This is a genomic window from Pseudomonas sp. S32, from assembly GCF_016648095.1.
In the GTDB taxonomy this organism is placed as follows: domain Bacteria; phylum Pseudomonadota; class Gammaproteobacteria; order Pseudomonadales; family Pseudomonadaceae; genus Aquipseudomonas; species Aquipseudomonas parafulva.
In genome coordinates this window covers 89,567-111,385 of sequence record NZ_JACVVF010000004.1, presented here as the reverse complement: position 1 = coordinate 111,385, position 21,819 = coordinate 89,567, and the positions used below count along the sequence as shown (strand labels likewise).

Annotated in this window: 38 protein-coding genes; 16 read left to right on the top strand and 22 right to left on the bottom strand. The window is 58.3% G+C overall.

Annotated features, from left to right (window positions below; translation table 11 throughout):
• Nucleotides 1–116: 116 nt before the first annotated feature.
• The 15 genes from IAE38_RS03660 to IAE38_RS03600 all read right to left on the bottom strand — a co-directional run bounded on the left by IAE38_RS03660 (nt 117) and on the right by IAE38_RS03600 (nt 7,402).
• The gene (locus IAE38_RS03660) at nt 117–455 is read right to left on the bottom strand and encodes an HNH endonuclease (RefSeq protein WP_201215986.1); all 339 of its coding nucleotides are present in this window, start codon (nt 453–455) and stop codon (nt 117–119) included.
• A complete protein-coding gene (locus tag IAE38_RS03655) occupies nt 455–613 on the bottom strand; it encodes a hypothetical protein (protein WP_181074789.1) in 159 nt (52 codons plus the stop codon). The genes IAE38_RS03660 and IAE38_RS03655 overlap by 1 nt, the downstream gene beginning before the upstream one ends.
• A 12-nt stretch (nt 614–625) precedes the next feature.
• Nucleotides 626–856, bottom strand: a complete 231-nt coding sequence (locus IAE38_RS23830) for a hypothetical protein (protein WP_236403447.1) — start codon at nt 854–856, stop codon at nt 626–628.
• A 15-nt stretch (nt 857–871) separates the two neighbouring features.
• Nucleotides 872–1,102: a hypothetical protein gene (locus IAE38_RS03650; protein WP_201215984.1), complete on the bottom strand. Its 231-nt coding sequence runs from the start codon at nt 1,100–1,102 to the stop codon at nt 872–874.
• 264 nt (nt 1,103–1,366) lie between these two features.
• Nucleotides 1,367–1,705: a hypothetical protein gene (locus IAE38_RS03645; protein ID WP_201215981.1), complete on the bottom strand. Its 339-nt coding sequence runs from the start codon at nt 1,703–1,705 to the stop codon at nt 1,367–1,369.
• Nucleotides 1,705–2,076 carry a hypothetical protein gene (locus IAE38_RS03640; RefSeq protein WP_049696622.1) on the bottom strand — a complete coding sequence of 124 codons (372 nt, stop codon included), beginning with the start codon at nt 2,074–2,076 and terminating at the stop codon, nt 1,705–1,707. Before IAE38_RS03640 ends, IAE38_RS03645 begins: the two co-directional genes overlap by 1 nt.
• Before the next feature lie 262 nt (nt 2,077–2,338).
• On the bottom strand, nt 2,339–3,937 hold the full coding sequence (locus tag IAE38_RS03635; protein ID WP_201215980.1) for a histidine kinase famiy protein: 1,599 nt from the start codon (nt 3,935–3,937) through the stop codon (nt 2,339–2,341).
• A gap of 63 nt (nt 3,938–4,000) precedes the next feature.
• Complete coding sequence (locus IAE38_RS03630) at nt 4,001–4,372, bottom strand: antiterminator Q family protein (RefSeq protein ID WP_201215978.1); 372 nt, start codon at nt 4,370–4,372, stop codon at nt 4,001–4,003.
• Between the two features lie 6 nt (nt 4,373–4,378).
• Nucleotides 4,379–4,516, bottom strand: coding sequence for a hypothetical protein (locus tag IAE38_RS03625; protein ID WP_201215975.1), 138 nt, complete (start codon nt 4,514–4,516; stop codon nt 4,379–4,381).
• Between the two features lie 176 nt (nt 4,517–4,692).
• Nucleotides 4,693–5,985: a tyrosine-type recombinase/integrase gene (locus IAE38_RS03620; RefSeq protein WP_201215973.1), complete on the bottom strand. Its 1,293-nt coding sequence runs from the start codon at nt 5,983–5,985 to the stop codon at nt 4,693–4,695.
• Entirely contained in the window at nt 5,982–6,410 is a 429-nt protein-coding gene (locus tag IAE38_RS03615; protein ID WP_201215971.1) for a VRR-NUC domain-containing protein, read from the bottom strand. Before IAE38_RS03615 ends, IAE38_RS03620 begins: the two co-directional genes overlap by 4 nt.
• Nucleotides 6,407–6,703 (bottom strand): DUF1364 domain-containing protein, encoded by a 297-nt coding sequence (locus IAE38_RS03610; RefSeq protein ID WP_201215969.1) that lies wholly within the window; start codon nt 6,701–6,703, stop codon nt 6,407–6,409. The genes IAE38_RS03615 and IAE38_RS03610 overlap by 4 nt, the downstream gene beginning before the upstream one ends.
• Nucleotides 6,700–6,831: a hypothetical protein gene (locus tag IAE38_RS24065; RefSeq protein WP_268933358.1), complete on the bottom strand. Its 132-nt coding sequence runs from the start codon at nt 6,829–6,831 to the stop codon at nt 6,700–6,702. The genes IAE38_RS03610 and IAE38_RS24065 overlap by 4 nt, the downstream gene beginning before the upstream one ends.
• Nucleotides 6,828–7,157, bottom strand: coding sequence for a hypothetical protein (locus IAE38_RS03605; RefSeq protein WP_201215966.1), 330 nt, complete (start codon nt 7,155–7,157; stop codon nt 6,828–6,830). Before IAE38_RS03605 ends, IAE38_RS24065 begins: the two co-directional genes overlap by 4 nt.
• Nucleotides 7,157–7,402 (bottom strand): hypothetical protein, encoded by a 246-nt coding sequence (locus tag IAE38_RS03600; protein ID WP_201215964.1) that lies wholly within the window; start codon nt 7,400–7,402, stop codon nt 7,157–7,159. Before IAE38_RS03600 ends, IAE38_RS03605 begins: the two co-directional genes overlap by 1 nt.
• 70 nt (nt 7,403–7,472) lie before the next feature.
• Here IAE38_RS03600 and IAE38_RS24060 point away from each other — a divergent pair, with 70 nt between their 5' ends.
• The gene (locus IAE38_RS24060) at nt 7,473–7,607 is read left to right on the top strand and encodes a hypothetical protein (RefSeq protein ID WP_268933357.1); all 135 of its coding nucleotides are present in this window, start codon (nt 7,473–7,475) and stop codon (nt 7,605–7,607) included.
• A 55-nt stretch (nt 7,608–7,662) separates the two neighbouring features.
• Here IAE38_RS24060 and IAE38_RS03595 read toward each other — a convergent pair whose 3' ends face one another.
• The 3 genes from IAE38_RS03595 to IAE38_RS03585 are packed head-to-tail and all read right to left on the bottom strand — an operon-like array spanning nt 7,663 to nt 10,103.
• Nucleotides 7,663–8,466, bottom strand: a complete 804-nt coding sequence (locus IAE38_RS03595) for a hypothetical protein (RefSeq protein WP_201215962.1) — start codon at nt 8,464–8,466, stop codon at nt 7,663–7,665.
• Nucleotides 8,456–9,421, bottom strand: coding sequence for a phage replication protein (locus IAE38_RS03590; RefSeq protein WP_201215960.1), 966 nt, complete (start codon nt 9,419–9,421; stop codon nt 8,456–8,458). Before IAE38_RS03590 ends, IAE38_RS03595 begins: the two co-directional genes overlap by 11 nt.
• A gap of 1 nt (nt 9,422) precedes the next feature.
• Nucleotides 9,423–10,103 (bottom strand): phage antirepressor KilAC domain-containing protein, encoded by a 681-nt coding sequence (locus tag IAE38_RS03585; protein WP_201216069.1) that lies wholly within the window; start codon nt 10,101–10,103, stop codon nt 9,423–9,425.
• A 209-nt stretch (nt 10,104–10,312) separates the two neighbouring features.
• Here IAE38_RS03585 and IAE38_RS03580 point away from each other — a divergent pair, with 209 nt between their 5' ends.
• On the top strand, nt 10,313–10,573 hold the full coding sequence (locus IAE38_RS03580) for a hypothetical protein (RefSeq protein ID WP_201215957.1): 261 nt from the start codon (nt 10,313–10,315) through the stop codon (nt 10,571–10,573).
• A 139-nt stretch (nt 10,574–10,712) separates the two neighbouring features.
• Here IAE38_RS03580 and IAE38_RS03575 read toward each other — a convergent pair whose 3' ends face one another.
• Nucleotides 10,713–11,024, bottom strand: a complete 312-nt coding sequence (locus IAE38_RS03575) for a hypothetical protein (protein ID WP_201215955.1) — start codon at nt 11,022–11,024, stop codon at nt 10,713–10,715.
• 113 nt (nt 11,025–11,137) lie between these two features.
• Here IAE38_RS03575 and IAE38_RS03570 point away from each other — a divergent pair, with 113 nt between their 5' ends.
• Genes IAE38_RS03570 through IAE38_RS03555 form a run of 4 tightly spaced genes read left to right on the top strand, consistent with a single transcriptional unit; the run spans nt 11,138 to nt 13,536 of the window.
• Nucleotides 11,138–11,980 carry a S24 family peptidase gene (locus IAE38_RS03570; RefSeq protein WP_201215953.1) on the top strand — a complete coding sequence of 281 codons (843 nt, stop codon included), beginning with the start codon at nt 11,138–11,140 and terminating at the stop codon, nt 11,978–11,980.
• Between the two features lie 2 nt (nt 11,981–11,982).
• A complete protein-coding gene (locus IAE38_RS03565) occupies nt 11,983–12,222 on the top strand; it encodes a hypothetical protein (protein WP_201215950.1) in 240 nt (79 codons plus the stop codon).
• 34 nt (nt 12,223–12,256) lie between these two features.
• Nucleotides 12,257–12,997 (top strand): hypothetical protein, encoded by a 741-nt coding sequence (locus IAE38_RS03560; RefSeq protein WP_201215948.1) that lies wholly within the window; start codon nt 12,257–12,259, stop codon nt 12,995–12,997.
• A gap of 2 nt (nt 12,998–12,999) precedes the next feature.
• Nucleotides 13,000–13,536: a type II toxin-antitoxin system VapC family toxin gene (locus IAE38_RS03555; RefSeq protein WP_201215947.1), complete on the top strand. Its 537-nt coding sequence runs from the start codon at nt 13,000–13,002 to the stop codon at nt 13,534–13,536.
• Nucleotides 13,537–13,694: 158 nt separating this feature from the next.
• Here IAE38_RS03555 and IAE38_RS03550 read toward each other — a convergent pair whose 3' ends face one another.
• A complete protein-coding gene (locus tag IAE38_RS03550; protein WP_201215945.1) occupies nt 13,695–14,021 on the bottom strand; it encodes a DUF1654 domain-containing protein in 327 nt (108 codons plus the stop codon).
• Between the two features lie 724 nt (nt 14,022–14,745).
• On the opposite strand from IAE38_RS03550, the gene IAE38_RS03545 reads away from it, so the two are divergent.
• The 8 genes from IAE38_RS03545 (at nt 14,746) to yejK (ending at nt 19,062) form a co-directional block, all read left to right on the top strand.
• Complete coding sequence (locus tag IAE38_RS03545) at nt 14,746–15,528, top strand: hypothetical protein (RefSeq protein ID WP_201215942.1); 783 nt, start codon at nt 14,746–14,748, stop codon at nt 15,526–15,528.
• A gap of 27 nt (nt 15,529–15,555) precedes the next feature.
• A complete protein-coding gene (gene csrA, locus IAE38_RS03540; protein WP_201215940.1) occupies nt 15,556–15,735 on the top strand; it encodes a carbon storage regulator CsrA in 180 nt (59 codons plus the stop codon).
• Between the two features lie 68 nt (nt 15,736–15,803).
• Nucleotides 15,804–15,983, top strand: a complete 180-nt coding sequence (locus IAE38_RS03535; protein ID WP_201215938.1) for a hypothetical protein — start codon at nt 15,804–15,806, stop codon at nt 15,981–15,983.
• A gap of 466 nt (nt 15,984–16,449) precedes the next feature.
• Nucleotides 16,450–16,833 (top strand): response regulator transcription factor, encoded by a 384-nt coding sequence (locus IAE38_RS03530; RefSeq protein ID WP_201215934.1) that lies wholly within the window; start codon nt 16,450–16,452, stop codon nt 16,831–16,833.
• A gap of 14 nt (nt 16,834–16,847) precedes the next feature.
• On the top strand, nt 16,848–17,114 hold the full coding sequence (locus IAE38_RS03525) for a hypothetical protein (protein ID WP_058604084.1): 267 nt from the start codon (nt 16,848–16,850) through the stop codon (nt 17,112–17,114).
• Nucleotides 17,111–17,569 (top strand): hypothetical protein, encoded by a 459-nt coding sequence (locus IAE38_RS03520; protein WP_201215932.1) that lies wholly within the window; start codon nt 17,111–17,113, stop codon nt 17,567–17,569. The genes IAE38_RS03525 and IAE38_RS03520 overlap by 4 nt, the downstream gene beginning before the upstream one ends.
• Before the next feature lie 81 nt (nt 17,570–17,650).
• Nucleotides 17,651–17,998: a hypothetical protein gene (locus IAE38_RS03515; RefSeq protein ID WP_201215930.1), complete on the top strand. Its 348-nt coding sequence runs from the start codon at nt 17,651–17,653 to the stop codon at nt 17,996–17,998.
• Nucleotides 17,999–18,057: 59 nt separating this feature from the next.
• Nucleotides 18,058–19,062, top strand: coding sequence for a nucleoid-associated protein YejK (gene yejK / locus IAE38_RS03510; RefSeq protein WP_201215927.1), 1,005 nt, complete (start codon nt 18,058–18,060; stop codon nt 19,060–19,062).
• A gap of 56 nt (nt 19,063–19,118) precedes the next feature.
• On the opposite strand, the gene IAE38_RS03505 is transcribed toward yejK, so the two are convergent.
• Nucleotides 19,119–19,868 carry a DUF4145 domain-containing protein gene (locus IAE38_RS03505; RefSeq protein ID WP_201215925.1) on the bottom strand — a complete coding sequence of 250 codons (750 nt, stop codon included), beginning with the start codon at nt 19,866–19,868 and terminating at the stop codon, nt 19,119–19,121.
• 125 nt (nt 19,869–19,993) lie between these two features.
• Between IAE38_RS03505 and IAE38_RS03500 the strand changes: the two genes are divergently transcribed.
• Nucleotides 19,994–20,617 carry a hypothetical protein gene (locus IAE38_RS03500; protein ID WP_201215924.1) on the top strand — a complete coding sequence of 208 codons (624 nt, stop codon included), beginning with the start codon at nt 19,994–19,996 and terminating at the stop codon, nt 20,615–20,617.
• 25 nt (nt 20,618–20,642) lie between these two features.
• Here the strand turns inward: IAE38_RS03500 and IAE38_RS23825 are convergent, their stop codons facing one another.
• Nucleotides 20,643–20,840 carry a hypothetical protein gene (locus IAE38_RS23825; RefSeq protein WP_236403438.1) on the bottom strand — a complete coding sequence of 66 codons (198 nt, stop codon included), beginning with the start codon at nt 20,838–20,840 and terminating at the stop codon, nt 20,643–20,645.
• Between the two features lie 122 nt (nt 20,841–20,962).
• Between IAE38_RS23825 and IAE38_RS03490 the strand changes: the two genes are divergently transcribed.
• Nucleotides 20,963–21,808, top strand: coding sequence for a DNA adenine methylase (locus IAE38_RS03490; protein WP_201215922.1), 846 nt, complete (start codon nt 20,963–20,965; stop codon nt 21,806–21,808).
• The last annotated feature ends 11 nt before the right edge of the window (nt 21,809–21,819 follow it).

The window sequence follows — 21,819 nt, the reverse complement described above, 5'->3', positions numbered from 1 at the left end:
GGGTCGGGAGCGGTCTAGCTAGATGAGAATCCCTAGCTTTTGACCCCCCTACCCCTTTGAGGCACGCCAGTGACGTGCCTCTATGCTGTGCCGCACCGTTTTGGCGCGCCGCGCGGTCAGCCGCCTAAGCCTGCGGCCTCTTCGGCCTGCTTGACCGTGTCGTGGCAGGGCTTGCAGAGCGGTTGCCAGTTGTCCTGGTTCCAGAACAGATCGCGATCACCCCGGTGCGGCACGACATGGTCAACAACGCTGGCGGCGGTCGTTCGCCCGATCTTTGCGCAGTAGGCGCAGAGCGGATGTTCTTCGAGAAATCGCTCCCTCGCCTTCTGCCACTTGTAGTTGTACCCGCGCTGCGAGCTGGTCATTCCACTACGCCAACTGCTGGGGTCTACTAGCTTGACCCTAGTGTTGGCGGCTTCCTGTAGGCGGGGGCTGATCGTCTTGAGCCTGGCCATCAACGCACCTCGACCACGATGCCGCGCTCTATCCAGCGCGTGACGCGACCTAGGTGAGGATCACGCCCGGTGAGGTGACACGCGAGCAGCACGCCAGCCAAGTAGTACTTCAACCACCAGCGGTGGCGGCAGACGATCGTTGCGTAAACCTTGGCCATGGCCGGTATTCCTTATCTCTTGTACCAAGTCAGCTGGTAGCACCGTGCATCAGGCGGTAACTCAGCAATGGGCCAGCGCAGGCAGTCCATGTGCTTGCGCTCTGGCCTGGTGCGACTCACCCTCAGCGTCTGCACCAGGTAGGCAGAACCGGCAGCAGTGGTGATGTAGTCACCAACCGCGATGCCGTCGGCCCCGTCCACGTGGAGCTTGCAGGGTGTGTAAGGCGCTCGCGTTCTGGCCATCGTCTGCTCCCTGCGCTACTCGCCGTTCCAGCCCAACAGCTTGAGCTGGTCATCAATCGCGGCCAGCTCAGCCCTGAAGTGATCTGCCAGAGGCTCGGTCACCGAGTGCAGGACAGCCTCGTTTTGGTAGTCGCCAGTGATGGCCAGTGAGACACCCTTGCCGCTCAGCACCGTGTCAAGCCGCCGCTGTACCTGGTCACGGGTGTGGAAGAGGCTGTACGCGGTCGCGATCTGCTGTCGGTTCATCTATCGAATCCTTGGAGGGTACAAGCTCGTATCGGGTCATCTGCTCAGCGATTTCGTGGGCCTCCCTGACGCAGATATGTCGAGTCACCTCAATCACTGCTGGCTGGCCTGCCTCGATTCGAACGGTCATCGCAGTTACTTGGGAAGCATCAAGCCCCAGTTTCTGGCAGATCAAAGTTCCCAGTTCGTTGCTTGTAGCAAGGTGGATACCCATGCTCTCTTCCTCGCGCCACGAAACGGCGCATTTGGATTTTGTGGCTCGGGTCAGGGTGTCACGCGGTTGAGCGCTTCGCCTGCCCTGTCAACAGCCTGGTCAGCCTTGTCTGCTGCCTGCGTGGCAGTGGTGGCGGCCTTCGATGCCTTGGCGGCTGCGCTACCGGTCTGCCTGGCTAGTTCATCCAGGCGCTGGTCTCGCTGCAGACTGGCTTCGTCATAGGCGGCGCGGATCTCGGCGACCTGCTCCAAATAGCTGCGGGCCAGGGCCCATTGCGCGAGTTGGTATCCACCGAATCCACCTCCCACCACGAGCAGCAGCGCGATCATCCAAACCTCGACGCGCCGCCACCAGCGCCGAGCAATAAATTCAAGTGCGCATCTGTCCATCACGACATACCTCCGAGCTTGGTGCGCAAGCGGGCGATCTCTTCGCTCTGCAGCGAGACGCGCTCAGTGAGCTGGCCTACTTGGCTGGTCAGAGCCTCAATCTTTCCTTCCATGCGCCCAACGGTCGCGGCTAGGTCGTTGCGCTCCTTGGCGAACTGATCGGCCCGGGCCTCGGCGAGTTTGCGAGCCTCGCGTTCCGAGTCGAGCAGTTCGTTCAGGCGACGCACCGTGCCGATATCGGCGTTGTCCATTGCGCGATCGGTCGCATCTTTCGATAGGAACTTGCGCAGCCAAAGGAAGCCTCCCAGCAGGACGGTGCCCGTACCGCCCAGCCAGGTGGCTGTGCCTGGGCCGAGATCGGTCGGGTCCATCAAGTTCTCCGAAATAAAAAAGGCCCACCGAGCGGTGAGCCTTGTAGTTGGTGCAGATGGCCGGTGCGTACCCGGCTAACTCCCTCTCGTTCTATTTCAGCGGGCCTAGTGGGAGCGAGCGCCGCAATCTGCCACTCAGCCATGGCATTCATCTGCATACATCAAAAACTCCAGATCGCAGTGTCTGGGATTCCTCTGTGTCGCGCCGTTGCAAGCTGGACACGCTGCAATGAGAACACACGTTTATCCGTACGGAAAGTTTTTATACGCCTCCGGGTGAATCTAATATCATCCGAATTTTTCGACCCAGCTCCTGGGGATGGTAAGGCTTGGAGATGACCTCAAATTCAGAACCACCAATGTCAGTGCGCTCGATCGAGCTTTCAGCGTATCCCGTGGTCAGAAGCACCTTCATTGATGGCTGCCTTAGCTGAACATTACGCGCCAAGGCGACCCCGTTCATGCCGCCCGGCATGATCAAATCGGTGAAGAGAAGATCAAACTCTGCTCCTTGATCTAACGCTACCAGAGCGTCGTGGGCATCTTTAGCTACTACTGTTCGATACCCATGCTCTTCGAGGATCAGTTGTGCCAACTCCGCAACATCTCGGCGGTCTTCCACAATCAAGATTCGCTCATCGCCAGACTTGGGAGTTGGGATTGGTCTTGCTTCATCTACGTGAATGTCGCCAGAGTCCGCAGGGAAATAAAAACGAATTGTGGTTCCTACGCCATCCTCGGAATAAATTTTCAAAGTACCGCCGGACTGCTTGGCAAATCCATAGACCATGGACAATCCTAAACCTGTGCCTTTACCCTCCTCCTTGGTGGTGAAGAAAGGGTCCACTGCACGCTCCCGCACGCTTTCGGGCATTCCGTCGCCGTTGTCGGTGACAGCCAGACACACATAGCTGCCAGCTGGTAATCCTTCATACGAAACTCGAGCCTCTGGAGCAACAATCACGTTTTTGGTCTGAATGTTCAAAGCCTGACCACTACCACCAGCCATAGCATCGCGAGCGTTTATTATCACATTGAGCAAAGCGATTTGAGCCTGGGCAGGGTCAATTCTGACATTATGAGCGCTCTCACTCAAATCCAGCGTTACAGCTACCCCGTCCCCTAGGGTTTGGTTAATTAACCCCTTTGCATCTCTCACGATACCATTAACGCTAACGACTCTTCCCTGTAGAGTCTGTTTACGAGAGAACGCTAGCAGTTGCTTAGTCAATGTATTTGCCTTTTCAACCGCTTCCAAAGCATGTTCAAGGTTTCGCATTATTTTTTCGCGATCTGGCGATTCCTTCTCGACTTTACCTCTAGCCAGGCTAACATAACCACCTATCACCTGCAGCAGATTATTGAAATCGTGGGCAATCCCGCCAGTCAACTGACCTAGAGCTTCCATCTTCTGCGACTGCCGCAGGGCCTCCTCGACATCACGTCGTCTACTGACGTCTAGTTGAGAGGCAAAAAAGTACTTGAGATCACCGGCGTCGTTGTAGATTGGAGAGATGAAAAGCGCATTCCAGAACGAGCTACCATCCTTTTTATAATTCAGTATTTCAGTAGAGAAGTCGTAGCGAAGTTCCACTGCACGGCGTACAGCTGATACAACTTCTTGGTCAGTATCTTTACCCTGGAGGAATCTGCAATTTCTACCAAGGAGTTCACCTTCCGTGTAACCTGTCATTTCCTGAAATGCGTGGTTCGAAAAAATAATCGGATTATCTGGTTGATTAGGATCAGTAATGATCATGGGCATCCGCGTACTTTCTACGGCAGCAAAGAAAATATCTTTTGGATGCCCAGTGACCTCAGCAGTGAACCGGTTATCAACTCTAATCTCGCTGTTTGGCACTGCTAGGCCCTCGGGTAGCAATCTGTCGAATAGCGGGACTATACGCGGAGCATTCAGAAGGGTCTATGCAAGGTGTCCATCAATCCAAGCGACCCCAGCTTTGATCAATTCCCAGGCCTTCCGCTCGGACATGCCCGCCTCCCGGGCGACCCTCATCGCCGGGTGCTTGTAGCCGTAGTAGGCCCACACGAAGTCACCCATCTGCTGGTTGCGCTTCACGAGCCGAGCCACGGCGCCGTCCACCACCAGGGCCAGATCGTCCGTGATCACGTGCTGTCGTACCCCGCCCACTGAGGGGACGTTGTCCCGCATTAGTGCATAGAGAGGTGAAACGTAACGGGGTACGCCCATCTCGGACATTCGCCAGAAGCCCCACTGCTCGAGCATGTACTCGGTGTCGCCGAGGGCCTTGTCCACGTAAGTTCGTTTCTTCATTCTTTCTCAATCCCCGGTGTAATTAGTGCCGCCGGCGCCGCGGCGGTTGTTCATCTTGTACTGCTCTTCCGGCCCGCTGATCGCGGCCGGGAGTTGGCGTCCGGGCTGGTTCTCCAGATCTCGCAACCTCAGGCCAAGCTGCATAGCCAGCTCCTCAAGAGGTAGCGGCTCACCCGTCTCCCCCGAAACCCAACCTGAGACATTGCATGCCATGCAAGGCCGTGGGCCGAAAAGCCCGCTGATTGCTGCTTTCCCGCCGCACTCCGAGCAGGCAGTCAGCGGTATCCGCCTCGTTGAAAACTCAGGCGTGCGGCTCTTCTTCATCCTTTCGAATCCTCGCTTATGGTGGATATCGGAAGTGCCCCGAAGCCCGCACGCTCAGCGGCCCGCGAGAGAATCCCTGAATCCGTCGATCTATCACCGGTCAAGCCGTGAACCGACTCGAAACCCTTTCGATCAAGGTGTGCGTGCCACTTCTCCAGCGCCTCACGTTTGCGGGCCATGATGTCGGACTGGATGTACACCTTCACGTTGTGGCCCATGGCGTGATTGATCAGTAGCTCACCCACCAGGTGGTCAACGCCCAGGTCAGCCCAGCCTGTGCGGGCCAGCTTGCGCAGGTCGTGGCTTGTCCACTCACCCTGCCCCATGACGGTGAAGACTGCCGATGCCTTGGCTTCGCTCATGGGCTTGCCCTGGCGACCCGGGAAAATGAACTCGCCGTCGTAGCCTTCGTTGCGCTGAATCTCGCGGTAGGCCATCAGCAGGAACCGCACTTGGTCGGTCAGGGGCAAGCGGTGATGCACGCCAGTCTTGGTGTGCTCGGCCGGGATGTACCACTCACGCTCGGCCAGGCTGATGTGGCTCCAGCGGGCCAGGCGGGTTTCGCCCAGCCGGGTGCCGTGGCACAGCATCAGCAGAGCCAGCACACCATGCTGTGGCCGGTGGGCCAGGGTGCTCTTCATGCGGCTCATCAGATCCTCAAGGTGCACACCTCGCAGGCGCGATGGCTTGACCGTGACCTTGGCCTTCGAGAAGTCACCGAAGCGGATGCCAGCCATGGGGTTGGAGCTGATGTGGCCCAGCTTGAAGGCTTGCCGGAAGGCCAGGGCCAGCAGCTGGAAGACCAGCCGCGCGTAGTCGATGGACAGGGTCTCTTGCAGCGGCCACATCAGCTCCCGGTCGAGCATCGCCTTATCGATCTGGGCCAGCGGCACTTGTCCAAGGCGCGGCACCAGGTGCTGTTTGATCGCCGATGCAGCGGTGCTCTTGCGCTTGCCAGACAGGTTACGGTCCCGGGACATGCGCTCAGCGAACCAGATCAGCAACTCACCGGTCAGTACCCAACTCGACAGACTAGACCCCTCGCCCGCTTCCAGGCGCAGGCGGATATCCGGCAGCGCAGCGGCCACCTTGGCGGCGCTCAGCTCTGGGTATGAGCCGATCCGGTGCCATTTGCCCTTGATGACCAGATACCAGGAACCTCGATCGCGGGACCGGTGAAAACGGAAATACAGGCCTTTGCTGGCCAGGCTGCGCAGGTCTCTCACCGACCCGGCGGCCTGCCGGCGGATCTCGGAGTCGCTGATTTTCACAGCAGCGGTGTTCGTCATTGCACTACCTCTGTTTTGGGCAGGGCCATGTAGGCTCTCAAGCACTCCATGGCGTCGAAATGGCCGTAGCAAACGACCGCCAGGTAACCCTCGCGAGCCAGCCGCTCGATGCAGGCGTACTGCTCAGGCGAGACAGGTGCCGGCTCAACGGTGGCCTTGAATTCGATGAACAGGCCGAAATATCCGCCCCGAGCCAGCGTCAGTTGCAGGTCAGGAATGCCAGCTTTGGTGCCCTGGGCCTTGAGGCGTTTGGCTTCGGCCCAGCTGCGATGCCCGCCATTCGGGGTGTGATGGAGATTCGCGTACACCTCTGGATAGCGCAGCCTGATCTCAGTCATCAGGGCGGCCTGCTCGGCACCTTCGCGGTCTACGCGTTTTGCCCTAGGCTTCTTGGGCTTGAACGCAGACATGGTTGCCGTCTTCATGCGATCAGCACGCCTTCGTTGAGCAACAGCGCCTGGGTGCGCATGACGCCCTCGGCGTGATACTGGCGAGCTGTCTGACGATCCACGGCCTTGCTGCGCCCGTCGCAAGCGTCATGGCAAGCACTGCAGCACCAGGCGCCCTGCAAGTCGTGCGGCTTTTTGCCAACGCCGCAGGTGCCGGCCAGGCGGTAGTGCGCCAAAACGGTGGTCTCGGGGTTGCCGTTGCATACGCCCGGGATGCGCACCTGACATTCGCGTCCGCGCGCGGCTTTGGTCAGTTTGGTTTGCCTCACGCTAAAACCTCGCAGATAGGCCAGATCAGCTGCGCCTCTCGCAGCGCACCGGCTTGATCCAGGCTCTGCTCCATCAGCACCATCTGGAAGGCCTTGGAGCCTACTATTACGGTCCATACGCGCTTCATGGGGTCACCTTCAGGCCTTGCCCCTCGATGGCCGCAATGAAGTGCCCGATGTAACGCCCGTAAATGAATGACTCGCCCTCTACATCCTCAAACTGTTCCCAGTACCGCTTGTCTTTCATATCAGGCACTTGGATGACCGCATCTTCACGGCTTAATTGCCAGCAGACCCAGTTCTCAACGAAGCGCTCGTACTTGGCTACAGTGCAAAGCTTGAGGTGGAACAGCACGTAGCGGCCTTGCTCAGCGTTCCAGCAGCAGCCTTCCGGCACCGGGTAGCGAAGTTCGAACTGCTCGCGGCTGATGTCGCGCATTTTGTTGGTGTCCATCACGACTCCTCGCCTTGCAGGCTCTGCAGCAGCGTCTTGAGCTGGCGGTATTTCTCCATCGACTTGGCGCTGGATTCGCGCTCCTGCTCCACGGCCAACGCAACATCCTCGACCCGGCCGGCCAGGCGCTTCAGGTTGCTGGCCATGGTGGCGATTTCACCGGCCAGCTCGCTCAGCATTTCCAGCGGGGTGCCCTGGGCTTTCTGGTCGGCAACTACTTCGAGTTTCGGCTGCTGCTTGGCCATGACTGGCTCCTGAGTCTTCTGCTTGGCGTCTACAGGGGTGCGTTGGAAGTGGTCGCGACCCGATTTCTTGATGAGCCCGGAATCAACCAGGCTGACCAAGCAGCCCGAAACGATCCGGTTGTCCGGGGTGCTGCCGGTCAAGTTCCGCATGGCTGTCATGACCTGGACCGAAGTCCACGGCTCGTTCATGGGCACGCACTCGTAAACCTTCCTGGCCACCCCGGTTTGGCCCTGCATGAGGATTTCTTTCTTGGCTGGAGTCACACCCCCTCCCCGGCCGGTTGCCCGGCGCGCTTGATGTTCAAGTGAGCGACTGCGGCACGGGTCTGCCGCTTACGAAGATAGGTTTCAACTCGGCGGCGCTGGGCATCCTTGGTGCGCTCGCGGTCCTTCTTGGCCTGGGCGGCCTTGATGATGCAGCGGACCTCGCCAAGCTTTTGCCGCACCTCAGGGCTTACCTTTTCCCGAACCTGGCCAGTGATCAGCCCAGCAATGGCTAATCCGTCCTCGCTGGGCGGCGCGATGCGCAGGTGGGCCAGATGTTTAGCCCCAGCTTCTTGGCTGATCAGCTTCGAGCGAACGGCGCATTCGATCGCGGTAACACGGCGTGCGGGGTCGTAACCCAACGATACTTCCCACTTGGCCGGGGCAGCCTCAGCCCTTGCAGCCATGACCAAGCGCTCGTAGGCGCTCATGAAAGCCATACGGGCGCCGACTTTGTCGCCAGCCTGCAGCACAGGACCGGAGGCGGCCATGGCCTGGCGAATCTCGGCGGTCAGCACTACGGTCTCGCTTTCGTCGCTGGCCGACAGAGCAATGGCCCAGGCCTCGTCCTTGCCCGGGTGACCGTCAGCGGCCTGGGCGTGCTTGAGGATCGCAGCCACGGTTAGCCGTCCACCTTCGCGCCGGCAGTTGCGCAGAGCACCGCTCAAAACCGGCTCGCTGTACTCGCGAAGGTCCTCAACCATCAGGAGAGCAGCGCCCTGGGTGAGCTGCTGACCCATCACCTCTGCGGTGGCGAACAGGGACAGCAGCAGTTGGTCTTGCTGGTCTTCACTCAGCATGGCTTGCAGCCCTCTTGGCTCGAAGCGCTTCCAAAGCCTGCTCAGCGGCGCTGACGTTGGCTTGGGTTTGCTCGATCAGGCGGGCAGTGGTGCCGGTCATCTGGCGATTGGTGACCCACTGGGTGTGGTAGGCCTCGGCGTTCTGGAGCAGGTCGCCAAGGCTGTGCATGCGGTTGACCAGCTTGCTGTCGTTGATCCGGACGAAGTAGGCGGCGACGTGGTGGGCAACATCGACGCCGAGGCGGTCGACCAGCTGGCCGATCTGGCCGCCGGCCTTGGAGTTCCACACCGGCCATGCGCCATGACGGCTGCGGTAGGCCATGGCGTAGTTGGCCCAGGCCTTGAAGGTTTTGCAGGACGGATCTTTCGGCCCAGGCATGTCAGCTGGAATTTCGCAGCGCGGCGCGGCGGACGAAACCAGCGTCAGCGCGGCAGGTTGCGGCGGCGCAGCCGGGGCATCCTGCGAACTGTGACTGGTATCCTGATTGGTACCCTGATTACTGGTATCTTGATTTGTCGGAGATTTTTCCGACCCTGGCTCGGATTTATTTCCGACCTTGCTCGGATTTTTTTCCGAGGTAGATCGGATTTTTTTCCGACCCTCTGTACCCGCCTTCAAGGTCGGATATTTTTCCGACCCATCCTCTTTTTTATTCCACTGGGCGGCTTTATCGGTCAGCCGGAAAAGCGTGACATTCGAAGTGCTCGAAAGCTCGATCAGCCCAACATCCTGCAGCGCTTTCAGCATGCGATACGCCGTGTCGGGCTTATCCGTCAGCAGCGGCAGTTCTTCGATGATCTTGGCCTTGCTCAGCACGAAGAAAACGCCCTGCTCCGTCGTCATCGCCTTGGCCCAACTCGGGCAGCCGTAAACGAACGCGAACAGCAACGCCTGCTGGGAGTTGAGCCCCCACTCCAAGGCCTTGACCTGGTTGATGGTCAGGGTGAATTGCATGTCAGGTAAGCTCCTGAGTGCGCGGCTTGGCGATGTCCGCTTCGGCCAGCAGTGCAAGACCTTTGGTAGTTACCAGCACGCTGAAGGCCGCACGGTCGACGCCCGACTCCGGATCTGGCTTGAGCGATGTGACCTTGTGCTTGAGCAGCCCGGCGCTGATCCGGGGCTGGAAGGCGACCCAGCGTGTCGACCCCGCGCGGCGGTAGATCCACCGGTTCTGCTCCATCCAGGCGAACAGTCTCGATGGAGCCAGCTGCAGCTGCTTCGCCGCATCGGTGATGCAGATTGCCCCACCGGCGCCGGCCAACCGGTTGATGGCTGCGACCTTCGGAGCCTGCTTTGCCAAAGCGTCCTGAAGACGCTGGTTCTCTTCGGCCTTGTCAGCAGCGAGGCGAAGAGCCTCCGCAAAGTTGGTTGGGATCTGGACCTGGGCAATTACGCGCGCCTCTAGCTCCTGCCAGCGGTCGATGATCTTGGCGCGCAGCTCGACGCTATAGCCCGACACAACTACCAGCGTGTCCCGGTAGGTGAGCAGGAATTCGGTGTACCGCTGGCCGTTCTGCTGATGGATGTAGGGGGTCTCGTTTGATGAAACGACACCCCTTTTCACCAGCTGGCGTACCGTCTTTAGGACATAGTCGTGCGTGCTTCCCGTGAGCTGCGCGATCTCGCGCGAGGACATCACGTGGTCGACAGCATGTGAAGGGAAACCAACCGCGCCGGGCTGGGTGTTGCGTGTATCGACTGCACTGGGCATAATCGACCTCGAAGTTTGTTGAAGAGACCGCCCGGCCAGGCGGTTTTTTTGTGCCCGAAATCAGGCCTTATGGCCGTCCGGCGCATCCGTGGTAGCTTTTTGCTTCCACACGAAAAGGCCATTGGAGGCCGGACATGACTGATGTCATCGATAAAATCATCGACACGATGAACGCCCAGAAGGGTGAGCTGATAGGGATCAACACCATGCTTACCGCCATGGCTAGATCTCTCCCGCCTGAACACCTAGCCAGGCTGCTGGCGGAGTTCGATAACGAGCTCCAGTACGCGAGATCGCATCTGAACAATTCGCCCATCCCCGACGAGGTCATTTCCGGCCTCGAAAACTACGTGAAGATGTGGAACGCGCTTCGGACGGAACCCAACCTGTCCTGAGGGCGAGCTGGTAGTACGCATTCCGGCTCTCTTCGTCCGTCATGAGCAGAGCCGGTTTTTCAAATGGTTTGCTCGCCTGATTCATGGGAGCTCTCTCTGGTTGAAGATGAGGGCATGTTGGCCTTAGGTACTGGATGGATCAGCAGGTGTTTCGGTCATCTACTGGAGCTAAGCCAGGTCGATCAGAATTCTCTTCATCGGGGCCGGTGCTAGCCGGATGAGCCACTTGAAGTGCCTTGCGCGCAAAGAGAATGAGATCGGGGCGCAGTCCTGCGATGGTGATCTCGCCACCCGAAGCGTCCTGGAGTCTTTCTGCAAGTTCGGCGGAGGCCTTTCGATGCCCGCCTGCGAGCTGCCAAGGGTGGCCGACAGTAGTTTTTGCAGCTGCGGCTACATCACACCGGTGTTCGCTGGTGGCAGTGGCCAACCATTCACGGAGGTGATCGTTCATGAGGATTCTCCTAACAGATAATCAGAAATTTAGCTTATGGCTAATTTTCAGGCAAGGATAATTTAGCTTTGCGCACATTTAGCACTGGGCTAAACGCTGGCATGCTTGGCGCCATGGATATCTATGAAATTCGCAAGCACAACCTGGTCAAATTGATCGGTAACCAGAGAAAAGGATCCTGCGCCGAGCGTTGGGGCATGGCCCCTGCGCACCTAAGCCAGATCCTCTCGGACAAGACCGCGAAGAATCTCGGTGACGACGTAGCGCGTCGAATTGAGGAGATCGAAGGCTTGGGACGAGGCTGGTTTGACTCGCTCCCTCCGATCGACCAAGTGAAACCGGCTGTGGATGCTGTGAACAGCAAGTTGTCTGCTGCGGATTTGGTTAAGCAAATGCTCGCCAATAGCGGCAAAGGCATCCCGGAAGAGACTCGTAAAAGGCTATTGGCTGCGGCTGAAGACCAGGCCACCCCGGCCACTCCCACCAACGGCGGAGTAGTGAAGGCAGAATTCAACCGACCGGGCCAGATTGGCGATGAGGTATGGATTGCTCACTACGACGTGCGCGGAGCAATGGGTGATGGTGAGGTAGCTCACGACTTCCCTGAGATGCTGCAGGACATCCGCGTCAGCCCTACTCACCTGCGAGAGATGGGGGTCGAGTTCAAAGAGCACTTCCATCTAAAGCTCATCACAGGCGTAGGCCAGTCCATGGCGCCGACCATCAAGAGCCGCGACCCGCTGGTCGTTGACATCAGCATCCGTGAGTTCGTGGGCGACGGGATCTACTACTTCTCCCACCAGGGGCATCAGTACATCAAGCGTCTGCAGAAGAAGGGCCGCGACCATTTCAAGATGATCTCGGACAACACCAATCATCCACCTGAGGACATTCGGGTTGATGAGACCTATATACAGGCCCGAGTGCTATTGGTCTGGAATGCGCACTTGGTGTAGCCATGACCATTACCAAGCCCAATCAAGACCTCCGCCGTGATCTTCAGGGCCTAGCCAGCGACCTCAAATGGTCAGCGGTCGAGCTGATGCGTATTGCAGAACGACTGAGCCAGGCGGGAAACGAGCATGACGCCCAGGCGGTGATCAGGATCTGCCAGGTTATGCAGGCTGGGGAGGATCGTTTGGCGGGGTATGGGGATGAGGTGAAGGTGGGCAACATCCGTCGCGCCAAACCCGGCTAGGCGACACGCCGATGATGACGAATGCCTATAGTGATTGAAATGGACGCGTGACTATAATCAGAGCATGAAAGAGTTAACGCTTTATCTCGACGACCTTACCCCGGGCCAGCTGTCAATGAAACGGCTTGCGGAATACTTGCGCGCCTTAGCTGCGCTCTATGGTTGTGAGGATTCCGTTCATTTCGATCGCGTAGAAACCGGATCGGCCCAGCTCAAGTCATTCGTTGAAGAAAAGGCATTCCCACTGATCATGAATCAGGTGCGGGAGGTCTCTGGCGGGCTTGGGAAAAAATCAGCAGTAACAGCCTACAAGACCCTTGCTGGTTATATGGCAGCTGACGGCACCGGTGCATCTATCCGATCCGGCGGCGCCCAGATCTTCCAGTTCCCACGCGTCAAACCGGAGGAACCTCCACTAAGGCTTATCAAGCCCTCCAGCATCCAGGGTCGGCTTTATAGCGTTGGCGGAAAGGATGAGACAGTTCCAGTAAGGATCGAGGGCTCTGACAACGAGAGCCTTCTTTGCGAGGCTGATGTGGCTGTTGCAGAACGACTTGCGCAGCTGCTTTTCAAGCCCGTGCGTCTGCACGGGAAGGGCGAATGGGTTCGCTCCGAGGGCGGCGCATGGAAGCTCGTGAAGCTGAAAGTCAGCACCTTCGAAAAGCTGGAAGACATTGGCTTCAAGGAAGCTATAGCCCGGCTTAAGGCCGTTGGAGGGGTGGATTGGAACGACATGTCTGACGCCCATACCGGTATTTTGGAAACAAGGGGTTAGGCTTGAAGATCGTCATTGATACAAACGTCCTGGTCCAGATCATGCAGAACGAAGGAGCTAAGGAGCTTCATGATCCAGAGACGGGGCGAGTCGTAGACAATGCATTTATGCGGGCCCAAGCTCTGGTTGAGCGAATCGAGGCGATAAAAGGCGTCGTTGTGCTGCCCGCCCCGGTTTTGTCTGAGTACTTGATCGGCATTCGGCGTGACAGCTATCAGCAGCATCTCGACATCATAAGCAGCGTGAAATGTATCGAAGTCTCTCCATTTGATCAGCTGGCTGCTATTGAGTGCGCCATGCTCGTAAACAACCAGGAGATGAAGCAACTCGATCCAGACTCTACGATGGCCAAGCTAAAGTACGACCGACAGATTCTCGCGATCTCAGTGGCAGCCGGCGCCAAAGAAATATGGACGCACGACAAGCAGATCTACAAGAGGGCTGGCACGGTCGGCATTTTGGCCAGATCTCTTGCGAGCATTGAGGCCAACCCCGAGCAGCTGAATTTCCACAGCGAAATTCAGTCTCCCATCGCCTGATACCTATAACGGTCGTGGCTCCTCAATCTGATTCTTGACCAGCCCGCTTCGGCGGGCTTTTTCATGCCTTCACGCTTTTTTCACGCCCTACCCTGCACAGTGAAGGCTCATCCATCTTCCCCTTAGCCCGCATAGCAGTGCGGGCTTTTCTTTGGGCGTCAGAAGGGCGCCTCCTCCTCCACCTTCTCGTCTTCCCAGTCCTTTGGCACGACCAGGTCGTCGCGATCTTCAGTGCTCTGCGCCTCCCACCGCACCGTAACGCTTTCGTCGTCGTTGAATGTCAGGTCCAGCTCCGGCGTTTCAACCAGCAGCCCCATCACCTCCTCCCACTCCATATCTCCATCAGTGTCCAGGCGATGGATCGTCACCCAGCGCTGCGACTGCGCAATCGGGTGATTAATCATCGATGAGACTCGAAAGCCGAGGCGCTCTAACCCGGTCATTTCTTGGCGTGCTTGTGGTGACGCGTTCTTGTACTTGGACATTATCCCTCCTTGATTACTGTATATTCGTACAGCCATTTCGGAAGCTTATCTCACTGCTAAATCGAGCGTAAACCCCAGCATGGCGATTTTTTAGTCTTGAGTCTGTTGTCGCACGGCTAAAATAATTTAGCTTGGAGCTATTGACGTTACTTTAGCGTGCAGCTAAATTATTTCCCATGCCGTCATGCATTACTGACCGCCAAGGTCATTACCGACCGCCGCTCTTTACACAACCAGACGTGACCACCTCGACGCACCCAGGCCATCACCTGGGTCGGGACAAGCTAAGTCGTCGACCATGCAGCCTCTGGATAGCTGCCGGACTCCCCCATGGGAGGACGCCAAACCATGCAAGCCACCTGATGCGTAGCCAGTAGCTGCAGCAGGCAGTGGTGGGGAAACCCGGCGACGAGCATGGAGCGGATCAAAAACCATAGGAGGAACCTGCCAATTAAGTAGCAAGCCCAGCCGGAACACGGACCGGCAACCCACGACGAGCTGCCCTACCCAGTAGGCCGCCGAGCTGCAGCTGGCAGTCGTGTAGCGAATACCTAACCCCATGACCACCCCGCCAAGGCCGATCAAAGCGAGGTGAACAGGGAAGCTCAAGGCCAGACAGAAGATCGGGGGAAGCCATCGGTGGTGGACCTCGAGCACGGTTTCACTGGCTGGCCTTCCCACGAGGGCCAGACGGGAAATCAACCAAACATGGATGGATCACCCAATGACTCAACAAACCCTTCAGCAACTGCTTATCGAGCGCGTCAGCATCTACGCCCAGTCGGATCGTGCGCGCGAACTAATCGACCAAGGCGTTGAAAGCATGTTCAAGGACGTGGTGAAAGACACTTTCCGCTCCTATGGCGACTTCGGTAAATCCGTGCAGGAAGCCATCAAGGCGGCTCTTCCAGCGAACGTCACCGACATGTTCGAGCTGCAGCGTTACAACGCTCTTGTTGCAAACGCCCTTCGCGAGAAATGGGAAGCAGCAGCGCTGCAGTCCACCGTGCTGGACCAGGCAGAGAAAGCAATTGCAGAGGTGATGGACGGTGAAGGACTGCTGAGCGGTGAAGTGTCGCTCAAAGCGTTGCTGGATGAGTTCGTAAGCGAGCACCGCGAGAAAGCCGCCGAGGAACACTGGAACAGCCCTGAGATTCGCATCGAAGAAACAATGAGCGGGCGGTCGGAGTTCCTCTACATAGGCTTTGATCCAGAACCAGAAGATAGTCGCGCCCTGTCTTCCTGGCGCACTGAGCCTAGGGGGATCTACAGCTTGAAAAACTCGCTGCACCTTCACATTGTCGGCTCGCGCAAGACAGATGACTCGCATCGCCCAATTCTCCAGGTGGCCGAAGTCCTCAGTGCGAAGCTGGACGACAAACGAATAGCCGTGAACATGCGGATTCGCTCGAAATGGGAACGCATGCTGGCCTCGCTCTATTTCGGCAACGCCGTACTACTCATCGACTGCGATGCAGACGAATTCAGTTACGGCTTCGACGACTGACTAAAACACCAACCAAGGAGTAGGACCATGCTGATACTGACCCGCAAAGTGGGCGAAACCATCGTGATTAACGACACCATCCGCGTGACGGTGCTGCAGGTAAAGGGCGGCCAGGTACGCCTGGGCATCGAAGCACCAAAGGACGTGTCAGTGCACAGACAGGAGATTCAGGAGCGCATCGATTCAAAAGCCGAGGCTGCTGCCTGAACCCATTTCACTGGCTGGCCTTGGCGACAGGGCCAGACGGGAAATCAACCGCCCTGGAGGGCAAGACGATGACCGATTTAACTATGGCGCAAAAAGTCGCTGACTCGGACGACTTCGATGTCCTCTGGGCTGAGGTAGATCACGTTGATCGCCTCGACGACGGATCTGATCTCTACACCTACCTCGACGGTAGTCAGCTCAATGTTTCCAAATCAGGCACTAAGGTTATCGACCTGCAGAGCACCTAATTCTCTGACAGCCGGAAAGACGGCCCGATGCCCTGCTCCCCATCGCAGGCTGCATCGGAGATTGATCGGAGCGTGCTCAAGCGGGCTGCAGCGCTAGGATCGCAAAGACCCGTGAACCTCCTGAGCCGGTATATGCGAGACGGCCAATACCAGAAACGCGGCGGGAACCAAGCAGGGGTAGCGCCCTGGTGTTCCGATCAATCTCCGATGCAGACACATCGTTAAGCGCATCACCGTGACTCTTATGAGACGTAAGGCTCACGATCATCGACCTTAATCAACGTTCAACGCAGGCGAATCCGGGGCCAGCCGGCCAGACCAGATGCATGTGAGGTAGCGCTCACCGCCTGCACCCTCTCCCTTCACATACGACCGCATTAGGCAGGCGCCAGGCCCGCGCTTTCGGCTGCGCGGGGGTTTGGTCACCCGCCCTGACGCCTGACCAATGCGGTTGCTGAGGACAATCATGGAAACGATCACCTGCGGCTCATGGACCGGCCAGCTCGGCAAAGCGCTGGCACCCCGTGAGCTCGAAGCACTGCTGTGGGTGGCCCAAGGGCTGACCACCAAAGAGATCGCTCGGCATATGGCCGTCAGCCCGGGCACGGTGGCCAACCGTATCGAGGCTGCGCTGTTCAAGCTGGAGGCCGGCCGCCGCATCGAGGCGGTTACCAAGGCCATGCGCCAGCAGATCATCAGCCCGCTCTGCATCGTGCTGGCAGCCCTCATCGCCATGCACTCGACCTTCAGTGACAACGACCCAATGCGCCGCGACCGTCGTGCTCCGGAACGCCGCACAGCACAAGTCCGAATTGTTCGTAGAGCCGAAGCCCTCGAGCTCCACGCCTGACCGAGGATCAACCTATGCAAACTGCAACAAGCATCGCCTTCGCTCAAAGCGTTCCGAAACTCAAGGCGCTTCTGGCAAGTACCAGCATTGCTCGTGACGAGGCTCGCGCCCGAATCAAGTCATCGGCCCCGCGATTCCAAGCGAAGGGCCGCGGCAAGATCTGGGAGGTAATCGAGATCAGCACCGGCGCCATCATGGGCATTGCTTATCAGTACGAAACGGCGCTGGTATTCGTCAATGCGATGGAAGCGGGCGCCGCTAGCAAAGGCCTGCGGCAATGAGCAAGCGCAAGCCGCACAACATGCGTGCCCGGCTGGATAGAACCTGCCGCGCCCTGGTGTCAGCAAACCATGCCGCCGTGGTGAACATCGATCCCAGCGGCCAGCAGGTGCTGATCAATTGGAAGAACCTCAAGCAGATCCGGGTGCGACAGATCGTAGACGCCGTCTGCGATATCCCTCACCGCTGGACCATCTACCTCAGCGTGCTGTGCCGAACTGAGTTTGGCGAGCGGTACCACAAGTCAGTAGAGGTCGCGCCACTGGGCAACTACCAGGCCGAGCATCTGACCGACGTGATTGAGGCGACCTACACAGACCTGCGGGCCACGGCCAATCCTAATCACCTGGTGGCAGCCGGCTGGATCGCCATCCCAACCGACACAACGCTCGACGAAGCAGAGGCCGCAAAGATCTTTGCAGCTGTCGGCGCCTGGAATCAGCAGAAATCAGCATGAAACGAATTACCGCGCGCGTACGGCAGGGCCGGCGCCAGCAGCACATCAACCTGCCGCCCAGCGGCTTGGGAGGTATCGGCCATGGCCGAGCAGAAGACCGGAGCCGCGAAGCACTCTGCGGATTACCGCGATCGCGAGAAGAAGAAGGCCGAGAAGCTGGGCATCGAGAAGGTGTTCTTCAACATGCCGGAAGGGATCAAGGCTGCAATGGCTGCCGAGATCGAGCGCCACGGCTACGACCAGGTGCAGGAGCTCTGGCAGGACCTGGCATTGTCGTGGATTGCGCAGGATCCCGAGGAGCGGGCTCGCCGCCTTGAACGACCTGACGCGCCAGCTTTTTACATATCGCCAAAACTAGCGCGACAGTTCAACGAGGCCAGCATGGCTGAACTGAGGCGCAACCCTGGCGACGAGATCGTCAGGCCGTAGACCCAACCACCACCGTCCTGATCGCCACCATGCCGCCAGTCGGCCACGGAGGAATACCCATGCCCATTCGCCACACAGTTATGCACTTCATTGACAAGAAGGCGGACGGCAGTCCAGCGGCCTTGCACATGGCCAGCGCCAGCCTGCCGGAAAGCGGCGCCATCGAAAACCTGGTGCACGATGTCAACGACGGCTACAACGCCAAGACCGGCAAGGCCTGGGGCTTCTTCCACGGCGAATCCGGCGCCTTCCCCCTCAGCGGATGGCTGGCCAAGGTCGTCAGCGGCGACATGCAGTTCATCGACTTCACGCGCACCGCGATTGAGCACCTGATGCGCCTCATGCAGGAATCCAACCTGGCTGTCGGCGGTCATGTTCTCTTCGCACTGTACCAGCAAGGCATGACCGACTACTTGACCATCGCAATCCTGCGCCAGGCTGAGACGATCTCGGTTGCTGATGACCTCACCGTGTCCGTGTCGCGCCACCTGGACACCAGCGCCCTTCACTTCGCGGCGAGGATCAACCTCAGCGAGTGGAAGCACAACCCAGCCTCGCGCCAGTACATCTCGTTCATCAAGAGCAAGACCGGCCGCAAGGCTTCCGACTACTTCCGAGACTTCATCGGCTGTCAGGAAGGTATCGACAGCCCCGGCGAGACACGCACGCTGCTCAAGGCCTTCGCCGACTTCGTGCAGGCGGAGGATCTGCAGAGCGAAAGCGCAAGCGAAAAGAGGCAAAGACTGTTGGCTTACGCGCAAGCGCAGGGCAAGCTGGGCGAGCCGATTAGCCTGGACGAACTGTCCGAGGTGCTGGATGAGGATAGGCCCAAGACCTTCGCCGACTTCATCAGGGCGGGCGATTACGGAATATCCGAGGCCTTCGCCGCAGACAAGCGCACCCTCAACCAGTATCGTCGCTACACCGTTCGCGCCGAAGGCATGTCGATCAGCTTCGAGGCGCACTTGCTTGGTGAGCGAGTCGAGTTCGATCAGGCCAGCGCCAGCCTGACCATCAAGAACCTGCCCGCGCAGCTTGTTGGACAACTACGGCGCTCCGCTTGAATCGGATCGTCCCTTATACTGCCAACTTGAAAGAACTCTAGGATTACCGATCCGCTTTATCTTCGAACCGGGCCTTTACTTTCCCGTATTTTACCCGCTAGTTCTATCGTCTTACGTTGACGATCACTAAAAAGGACCTCAACAAGCACATCCATGATGGTAAACGCACTTTCAACATCATCGTGGTTCAACGTTGAATCGCTGTGACTACCGTCGTTCCCCAGCCACCGAATGGCATCCAAAAGCGCAAATTCATTAGAATCATTAGGAAGCTTCTTGATTCGATTCCCCAAGCTTATGAATTTTTCACGAGTCGACCGCTCAATCCCGAGCGTGTTAAGTATTTCCTCGGCTGCCATCCGTAAGCTATTGCAGGCAGATGCAGGGCTTGAAAAGTACTGAGCAGCTGCGTTGTGCAAATGCTTACATACATCGTCTGGCGTTGCGGGAGGGCAATTTATGAATTGTAATGGCGGCCAAAAATACTGAGGACGGTAATAAGTAACCCAATAGCGCTCCCACTCGCCATTAAAATCGACCTCGTGTTCCTGCTCAACAAAGCCATCACCTATGGCGATGATAATTTCTTGACAACTACCACACTTCAAGTCAACTCGAAATATCTGCACATCATTTTCAGGCTCCCACCAACCCTCGACGCTACCCTGCTCCATTTCTCGGTTAGAGGCTGCTGTAGACTGGGCGAAATGATCGACCTTCATCAAGGTACCTTTTCGACAGGCAGGGCATTTGTAAGCCGGGATAGAGTCCAATTTAAAGTAAGTCTTAAAAAAATCCTTATCCATTGTTTGCCTTCCTAGGTTCAAGTCACGACCGGGCCTTTTCGGAAGCCCGTAATACTCGATTTTCACTAAAACTGCCACCATTACCGCATCCGACCACGGAGGGCGGCGCATGTATGGAGAAAGCCATGAGCCAGTTCTACCTACAGGACAGCCGCAGCAACACCGGTGACGGCCTCATGTTCTGGGCCTTGGGCGGCGGTTACACCACCAACCTCGACAGGGCCGAACTGTTCACCCAGGAGCAAGCCTGTGGCCACCGGGATACAGACATCCCCTGGCCAAAGAATTACGTCGATGCCCGCGCACATCTCGGCGTCGACCACCAGTACATCAGCATGGACGAAGCTCGCGACCAGCTGAACCCGGGATGCACTGTGGTCCTGCAGATCCCAGGGCACTGGAATGGGAACGACATTGCCTTGGCCAGGTGGCCAATAGGCCACACGTACCGATTCGAGAAAGCACACCACCTCACGCTTGAGGCTGCCGAGGCAATCGGCAGCACCCCAGAGGAAGCAGTGATCTGGCCAGTGGCTTACCTCGAGGCAAAGGCCCGGCGGCTGGTGCACAAGCGGGACGTGAATATCAAAGAGGCCCTGCGTGGTACCGGTATCGAGAAGGCAGTGTCCAGGAAGCAGCGCAAGCCTTGGGAGCGGCCGCTCAACTGCCACGGCTGCGGACGCTTCATCAGCTGGGATGGCCGACACCTCAACGACTGTCAGAACTGCGGCGCGAACAACTGCCCCTGACCCTCCGGCGCTGCCCGCCAGCGCGTCAGCCCTTCCGGTATACCTCAGGTGACCAGGCGCTGCTGAAGACGATGACGCCAAAGATCATCAGATAAAGCCAGTGCTGGCTCGGGTACGAGAAAGAGCCTACCTGGCCGACCACAAAAGCGGCGCCACCCACAACAAGGCGCTGCCGGCGGGTGAACTTCTGCCTCACCGCTACCAGCTTTCTCTTCCATCCCATTACCACTCTCCTTGTCTGGTAAACGTCGAAGCATATCACTCGGCGCTGCCCTCCAGCGCCTTCCCCTATTCAACGATAACGCCTCCCCGGCGAGGGCGGCGCCTGCACGCATGGAGCAAGCCATGACTATCTCAGCGCCGGTGATCCGGTACCACGGCTCCAAGTTCCGGCTGGCGTCTTGGGTGACCCAGTACTTCCCGCGCCATACATGCTACGTCGAGCCTTTCGGCGGTGCCGCCGGCGTTTTGATGCAGAAGCCGCGCTCGTACGCGGAGGTCTACAACGACCTGGATGGCGACATTGTGAACCTGTTCCGCGTGTTGCAGGCTCCGCAGAGCCGCGCTGCGCTGTTCGAGGCGGTCGTACTTACGCCATATGCCAGGCAAGAGTTCGAACGCGCATGGGAGCCTACTGAGGACCCAGTCGAACGGGCGCGACGGACCATCATCCGTGCACAGATGGGCTTCGGCTCCGCTGGTGCCACAAAAGGAATCACCGGCTTTCGTATCGACACCAAGCGCGAGTACGGAACCGCCCAATTACTCTGGCTCCAGTACCCAGAGTCGATCGCCACAATCGGACAGCGCCTGATCGGCGTCCTGATCGAGAACAGGCCCGCGGTCGAGGTCATGCAGGCGCACGACGCCAGGACGACCCTGCACTACGTGGACCCTCCGTATGTGCACGAGACCAGATACAAGAACGCCCAAAGCGGCCGCTATTACCGGCACGAGATGGACGACGACCAGCACGCCGAGCTGCTTCGCTCGTTGCTCGAGCTAGAAGGAATGGTCGCGCTGTCCGGGTACCCCAACGAGCTCTACGACGACACGCTGGTTGGTTGGACCAAGCACGCGACCTCGGCCCGCATATCAGCAGGACGAGGCACCGCCTGCCGTACCGAATGCCTGTGGCTAAACCCTGCCTGCCAAAGGTCGAGCAGCCAATTCAGCCTGTTCGGTAGTTGACCGCCACACCC

What these genes read in the sequence shown, in the direction of transcription:
- IAE38_RS03660 (WP_201215986.1), bottom strand. Translation starts at nt 455, where the DNA reads ATGGCCAGGCTCAAGACGATCAGCCCCCGCCTACAGGAAGCCGCCAAC.
- IAE38_RS03655 (WP_181074789.1), bottom strand. Translation starts at nt 613, where the DNA reads ATGGCCAAGGTTTACGCAACGATCGTCTGCCGCCACCGCTGGTGGTTG.
- IAE38_RS23830 (WP_236403447.1), bottom strand. Translation starts at nt 856, where the DNA reads ATGGCCAGAACGCGAGCGCCTTACACACCCTGCAAGCTCCACGTGGAC.
- IAE38_RS03650 (WP_201215984.1), bottom strand. Translation starts at nt 1,102, where the DNA reads ATGAACCGACAGCAGATCGCGACCGCGTACAGCCTCTTCCACACCCGT.
- IAE38_RS03645 (WP_201215981.1), bottom strand. Translation starts at nt 1,705, where the DNA reads ATGGACAGATGCGCACTTGAATTTATTGCTCGGCGCTGGTGGCGGCGC.
- IAE38_RS03640 (WP_049696622.1), bottom strand. Translation starts at nt 2,076, where the DNA reads ATGGACCCGACCGATCTCGGCCCAGGCACAGCCACCTGGCTGGGCGGT.
- IAE38_RS03630 (WP_201215978.1), bottom strand. Translation starts at nt 4,372, where the DNA reads ATGAAGAAACGAACTTACGTGGACAAGGCCCTCGGCGACACCGAGTAC.
- IAE38_RS03625 (WP_201215975.1), bottom strand. Translation starts at nt 4,516, where the DNA reads ATGCAGCTTGGCCTGAGGTTGCGAGATCTGGAGAACCAGCCCGGACGC.
- IAE38_RS03620 (WP_201215973.1), bottom strand. Translation starts at nt 5,985, where the DNA reads ATGACGAACACCGCTGCTGTGAAAATCAGCGACTCCGAGATCCGCCGG.
- IAE38_RS03615 (WP_201215971.1), bottom strand. Translation starts at nt 6,410, where the DNA reads ATGAAGACGGCAACCATGTCTGCGTTCAAGCCCAAGAAGCCTAGGGCA.
- IAE38_RS24065 (WP_268933358.1), bottom strand. Translation starts at nt 6,831, where the DNA reads ATGAAGCGCGTATGGACCGTAATAGTAGGCTCCAAGGCCTTCCAGATG.
- IAE38_RS03605 (WP_201215966.1), bottom strand. Translation starts at nt 7,157, where the DNA reads ATGGACACCAACAAAATGCGCGACATCAGCCGCGAGCAGTTCGAACTT.
- IAE38_RS03600 (WP_201215964.1), bottom strand. Translation starts at nt 7,402, where the DNA reads ATGGCCAAGCAGCAGCCGAAACTCGAAGTAGTTGCCGACCAGAAAGCC.
- IAE38_RS24060 (WP_268933357.1), top strand. Translation starts at nt 7,473, where the DNA reads ATGAGCCCGGAATCAACCAGGCTGACCAAGCAGCCCGAAACGATCCGG.
- IAE38_RS03595 (WP_201215962.1), bottom strand. Translation starts at nt 8,466, where the DNA reads ATGCTGAGTGAAGACCAGCAAGACCAACTGCTGCTGTCCCTGTTCGCC.
- IAE38_RS03590 (WP_201215960.1), bottom strand. Translation starts at nt 9,421, where the DNA reads ATGCAATTCACCCTGACCATCAACCAGGTCAAGGCCTTGGAGTGGGGG.
- IAE38_RS03585 (WP_201216069.1), bottom strand. Translation starts at nt 10,103, where the DNA reads ATGTCCTCGCGCGAGATCGCGCAGCTCACGGGAAGCACGCACGACTAT.
- IAE38_RS03580 (WP_201215957.1), top strand. Translation starts at nt 10,313, where the DNA reads ATGACTGATGTCATCGATAAAATCATCGACACGATGAACGCCCAGAAG.
- IAE38_RS03575 (WP_201215955.1), bottom strand. Translation starts at nt 11,024, where the DNA reads ATGAACGATCACCTCCGTGAATGGTTGGCCACTGCCACCAGCGAACAC.
- IAE38_RS03570 (WP_201215953.1), top strand. Translation starts at nt 11,138, where the DNA reads ATGGATATCTATGAAATTCGCAAGCACAACCTGGTCAAATTGATCGGT.
- IAE38_RS03565 (WP_201215950.1), top strand. Translation starts at nt 11,983, where the DNA reads ATGACCATTACCAAGCCCAATCAAGACCTCCGCCGTGATCTTCAGGGC.
- IAE38_RS03550 (WP_201215945.1), bottom strand. Translation starts at nt 14,021, where the DNA reads ATGTCCAAGTACAAGAACGCGTCACCACAAGCACGCCAAGAAATGACC.
- IAE38_RS03545 (WP_201215942.1), top strand. Translation starts at nt 14,746, where the DNA reads ATGACTCAACAAACCCTTCAGCAACTGCTTATCGAGCGCGTCAGCATC.
- csrA (WP_201215940.1), top strand. Translation starts at nt 15,556, where the DNA reads ATGCTGATACTGACCCGCAAAGTGGGCGAAACCATCGTGATTAACGAC.
- IAE38_RS03535 (WP_201215938.1), top strand. Translation starts at nt 15,804, where the DNA reads ATGACCGATTTAACTATGGCGCAAAAAGTCGCTGACTCGGACGACTTC.
- IAE38_RS03530 (WP_201215934.1), top strand. Translation starts at nt 16,450, where the DNA reads ATGGAAACGATCACCTGCGGCTCATGGACCGGCCAGCTCGGCAAAGCG.
- IAE38_RS03525 (WP_058604084.1), top strand. Translation starts at nt 16,848, where the DNA reads ATGCAAACTGCAACAAGCATCGCCTTCGCTCAAAGCGTTCCGAAACTC.
- IAE38_RS03520 (WP_201215932.1), top strand. Translation starts at nt 17,111, where the DNA reads ATGAGCAAGCGCAAGCCGCACAACATGCGTGCCCGGCTGGATAGAACC.
- IAE38_RS03515 (WP_201215930.1), top strand. Translation starts at nt 17,651, where the DNA reads ATGGCCGAGCAGAAGACCGGAGCCGCGAAGCACTCTGCGGATTACCGC.
- yejK (WP_201215927.1), top strand. Translation starts at nt 18,058, where the DNA reads ATGCCCATTCGCCACACAGTTATGCACTTCATTGACAAGAAGGCGGAC.
- IAE38_RS03505 (WP_201215925.1), bottom strand. Translation starts at nt 19,868, where the DNA reads ATGGATAAGGATTTTTTTAAGACTTACTTTAAATTGGACTCTATCCCG.
- IAE38_RS03500 (WP_201215924.1), top strand. Translation starts at nt 19,994, where the DNA reads ATGAGCCAGTTCTACCTACAGGACAGCCGCAGCAACACCGGTGACGGC.
- IAE38_RS23825 (WP_236403438.1), bottom strand. Translation starts at nt 20,840, where the DNA reads ATGGGATGGAAGAGAAAGCTGGTAGCGGTGAGGCAGAAGTTCACCCGC.
- IAE38_RS03490 (WP_201215922.1), top strand. Translation starts at nt 20,963, where the DNA reads ATGACTATCTCAGCGCCGGTGATCCGGTACCACGGCTCCAAGTTCCGG.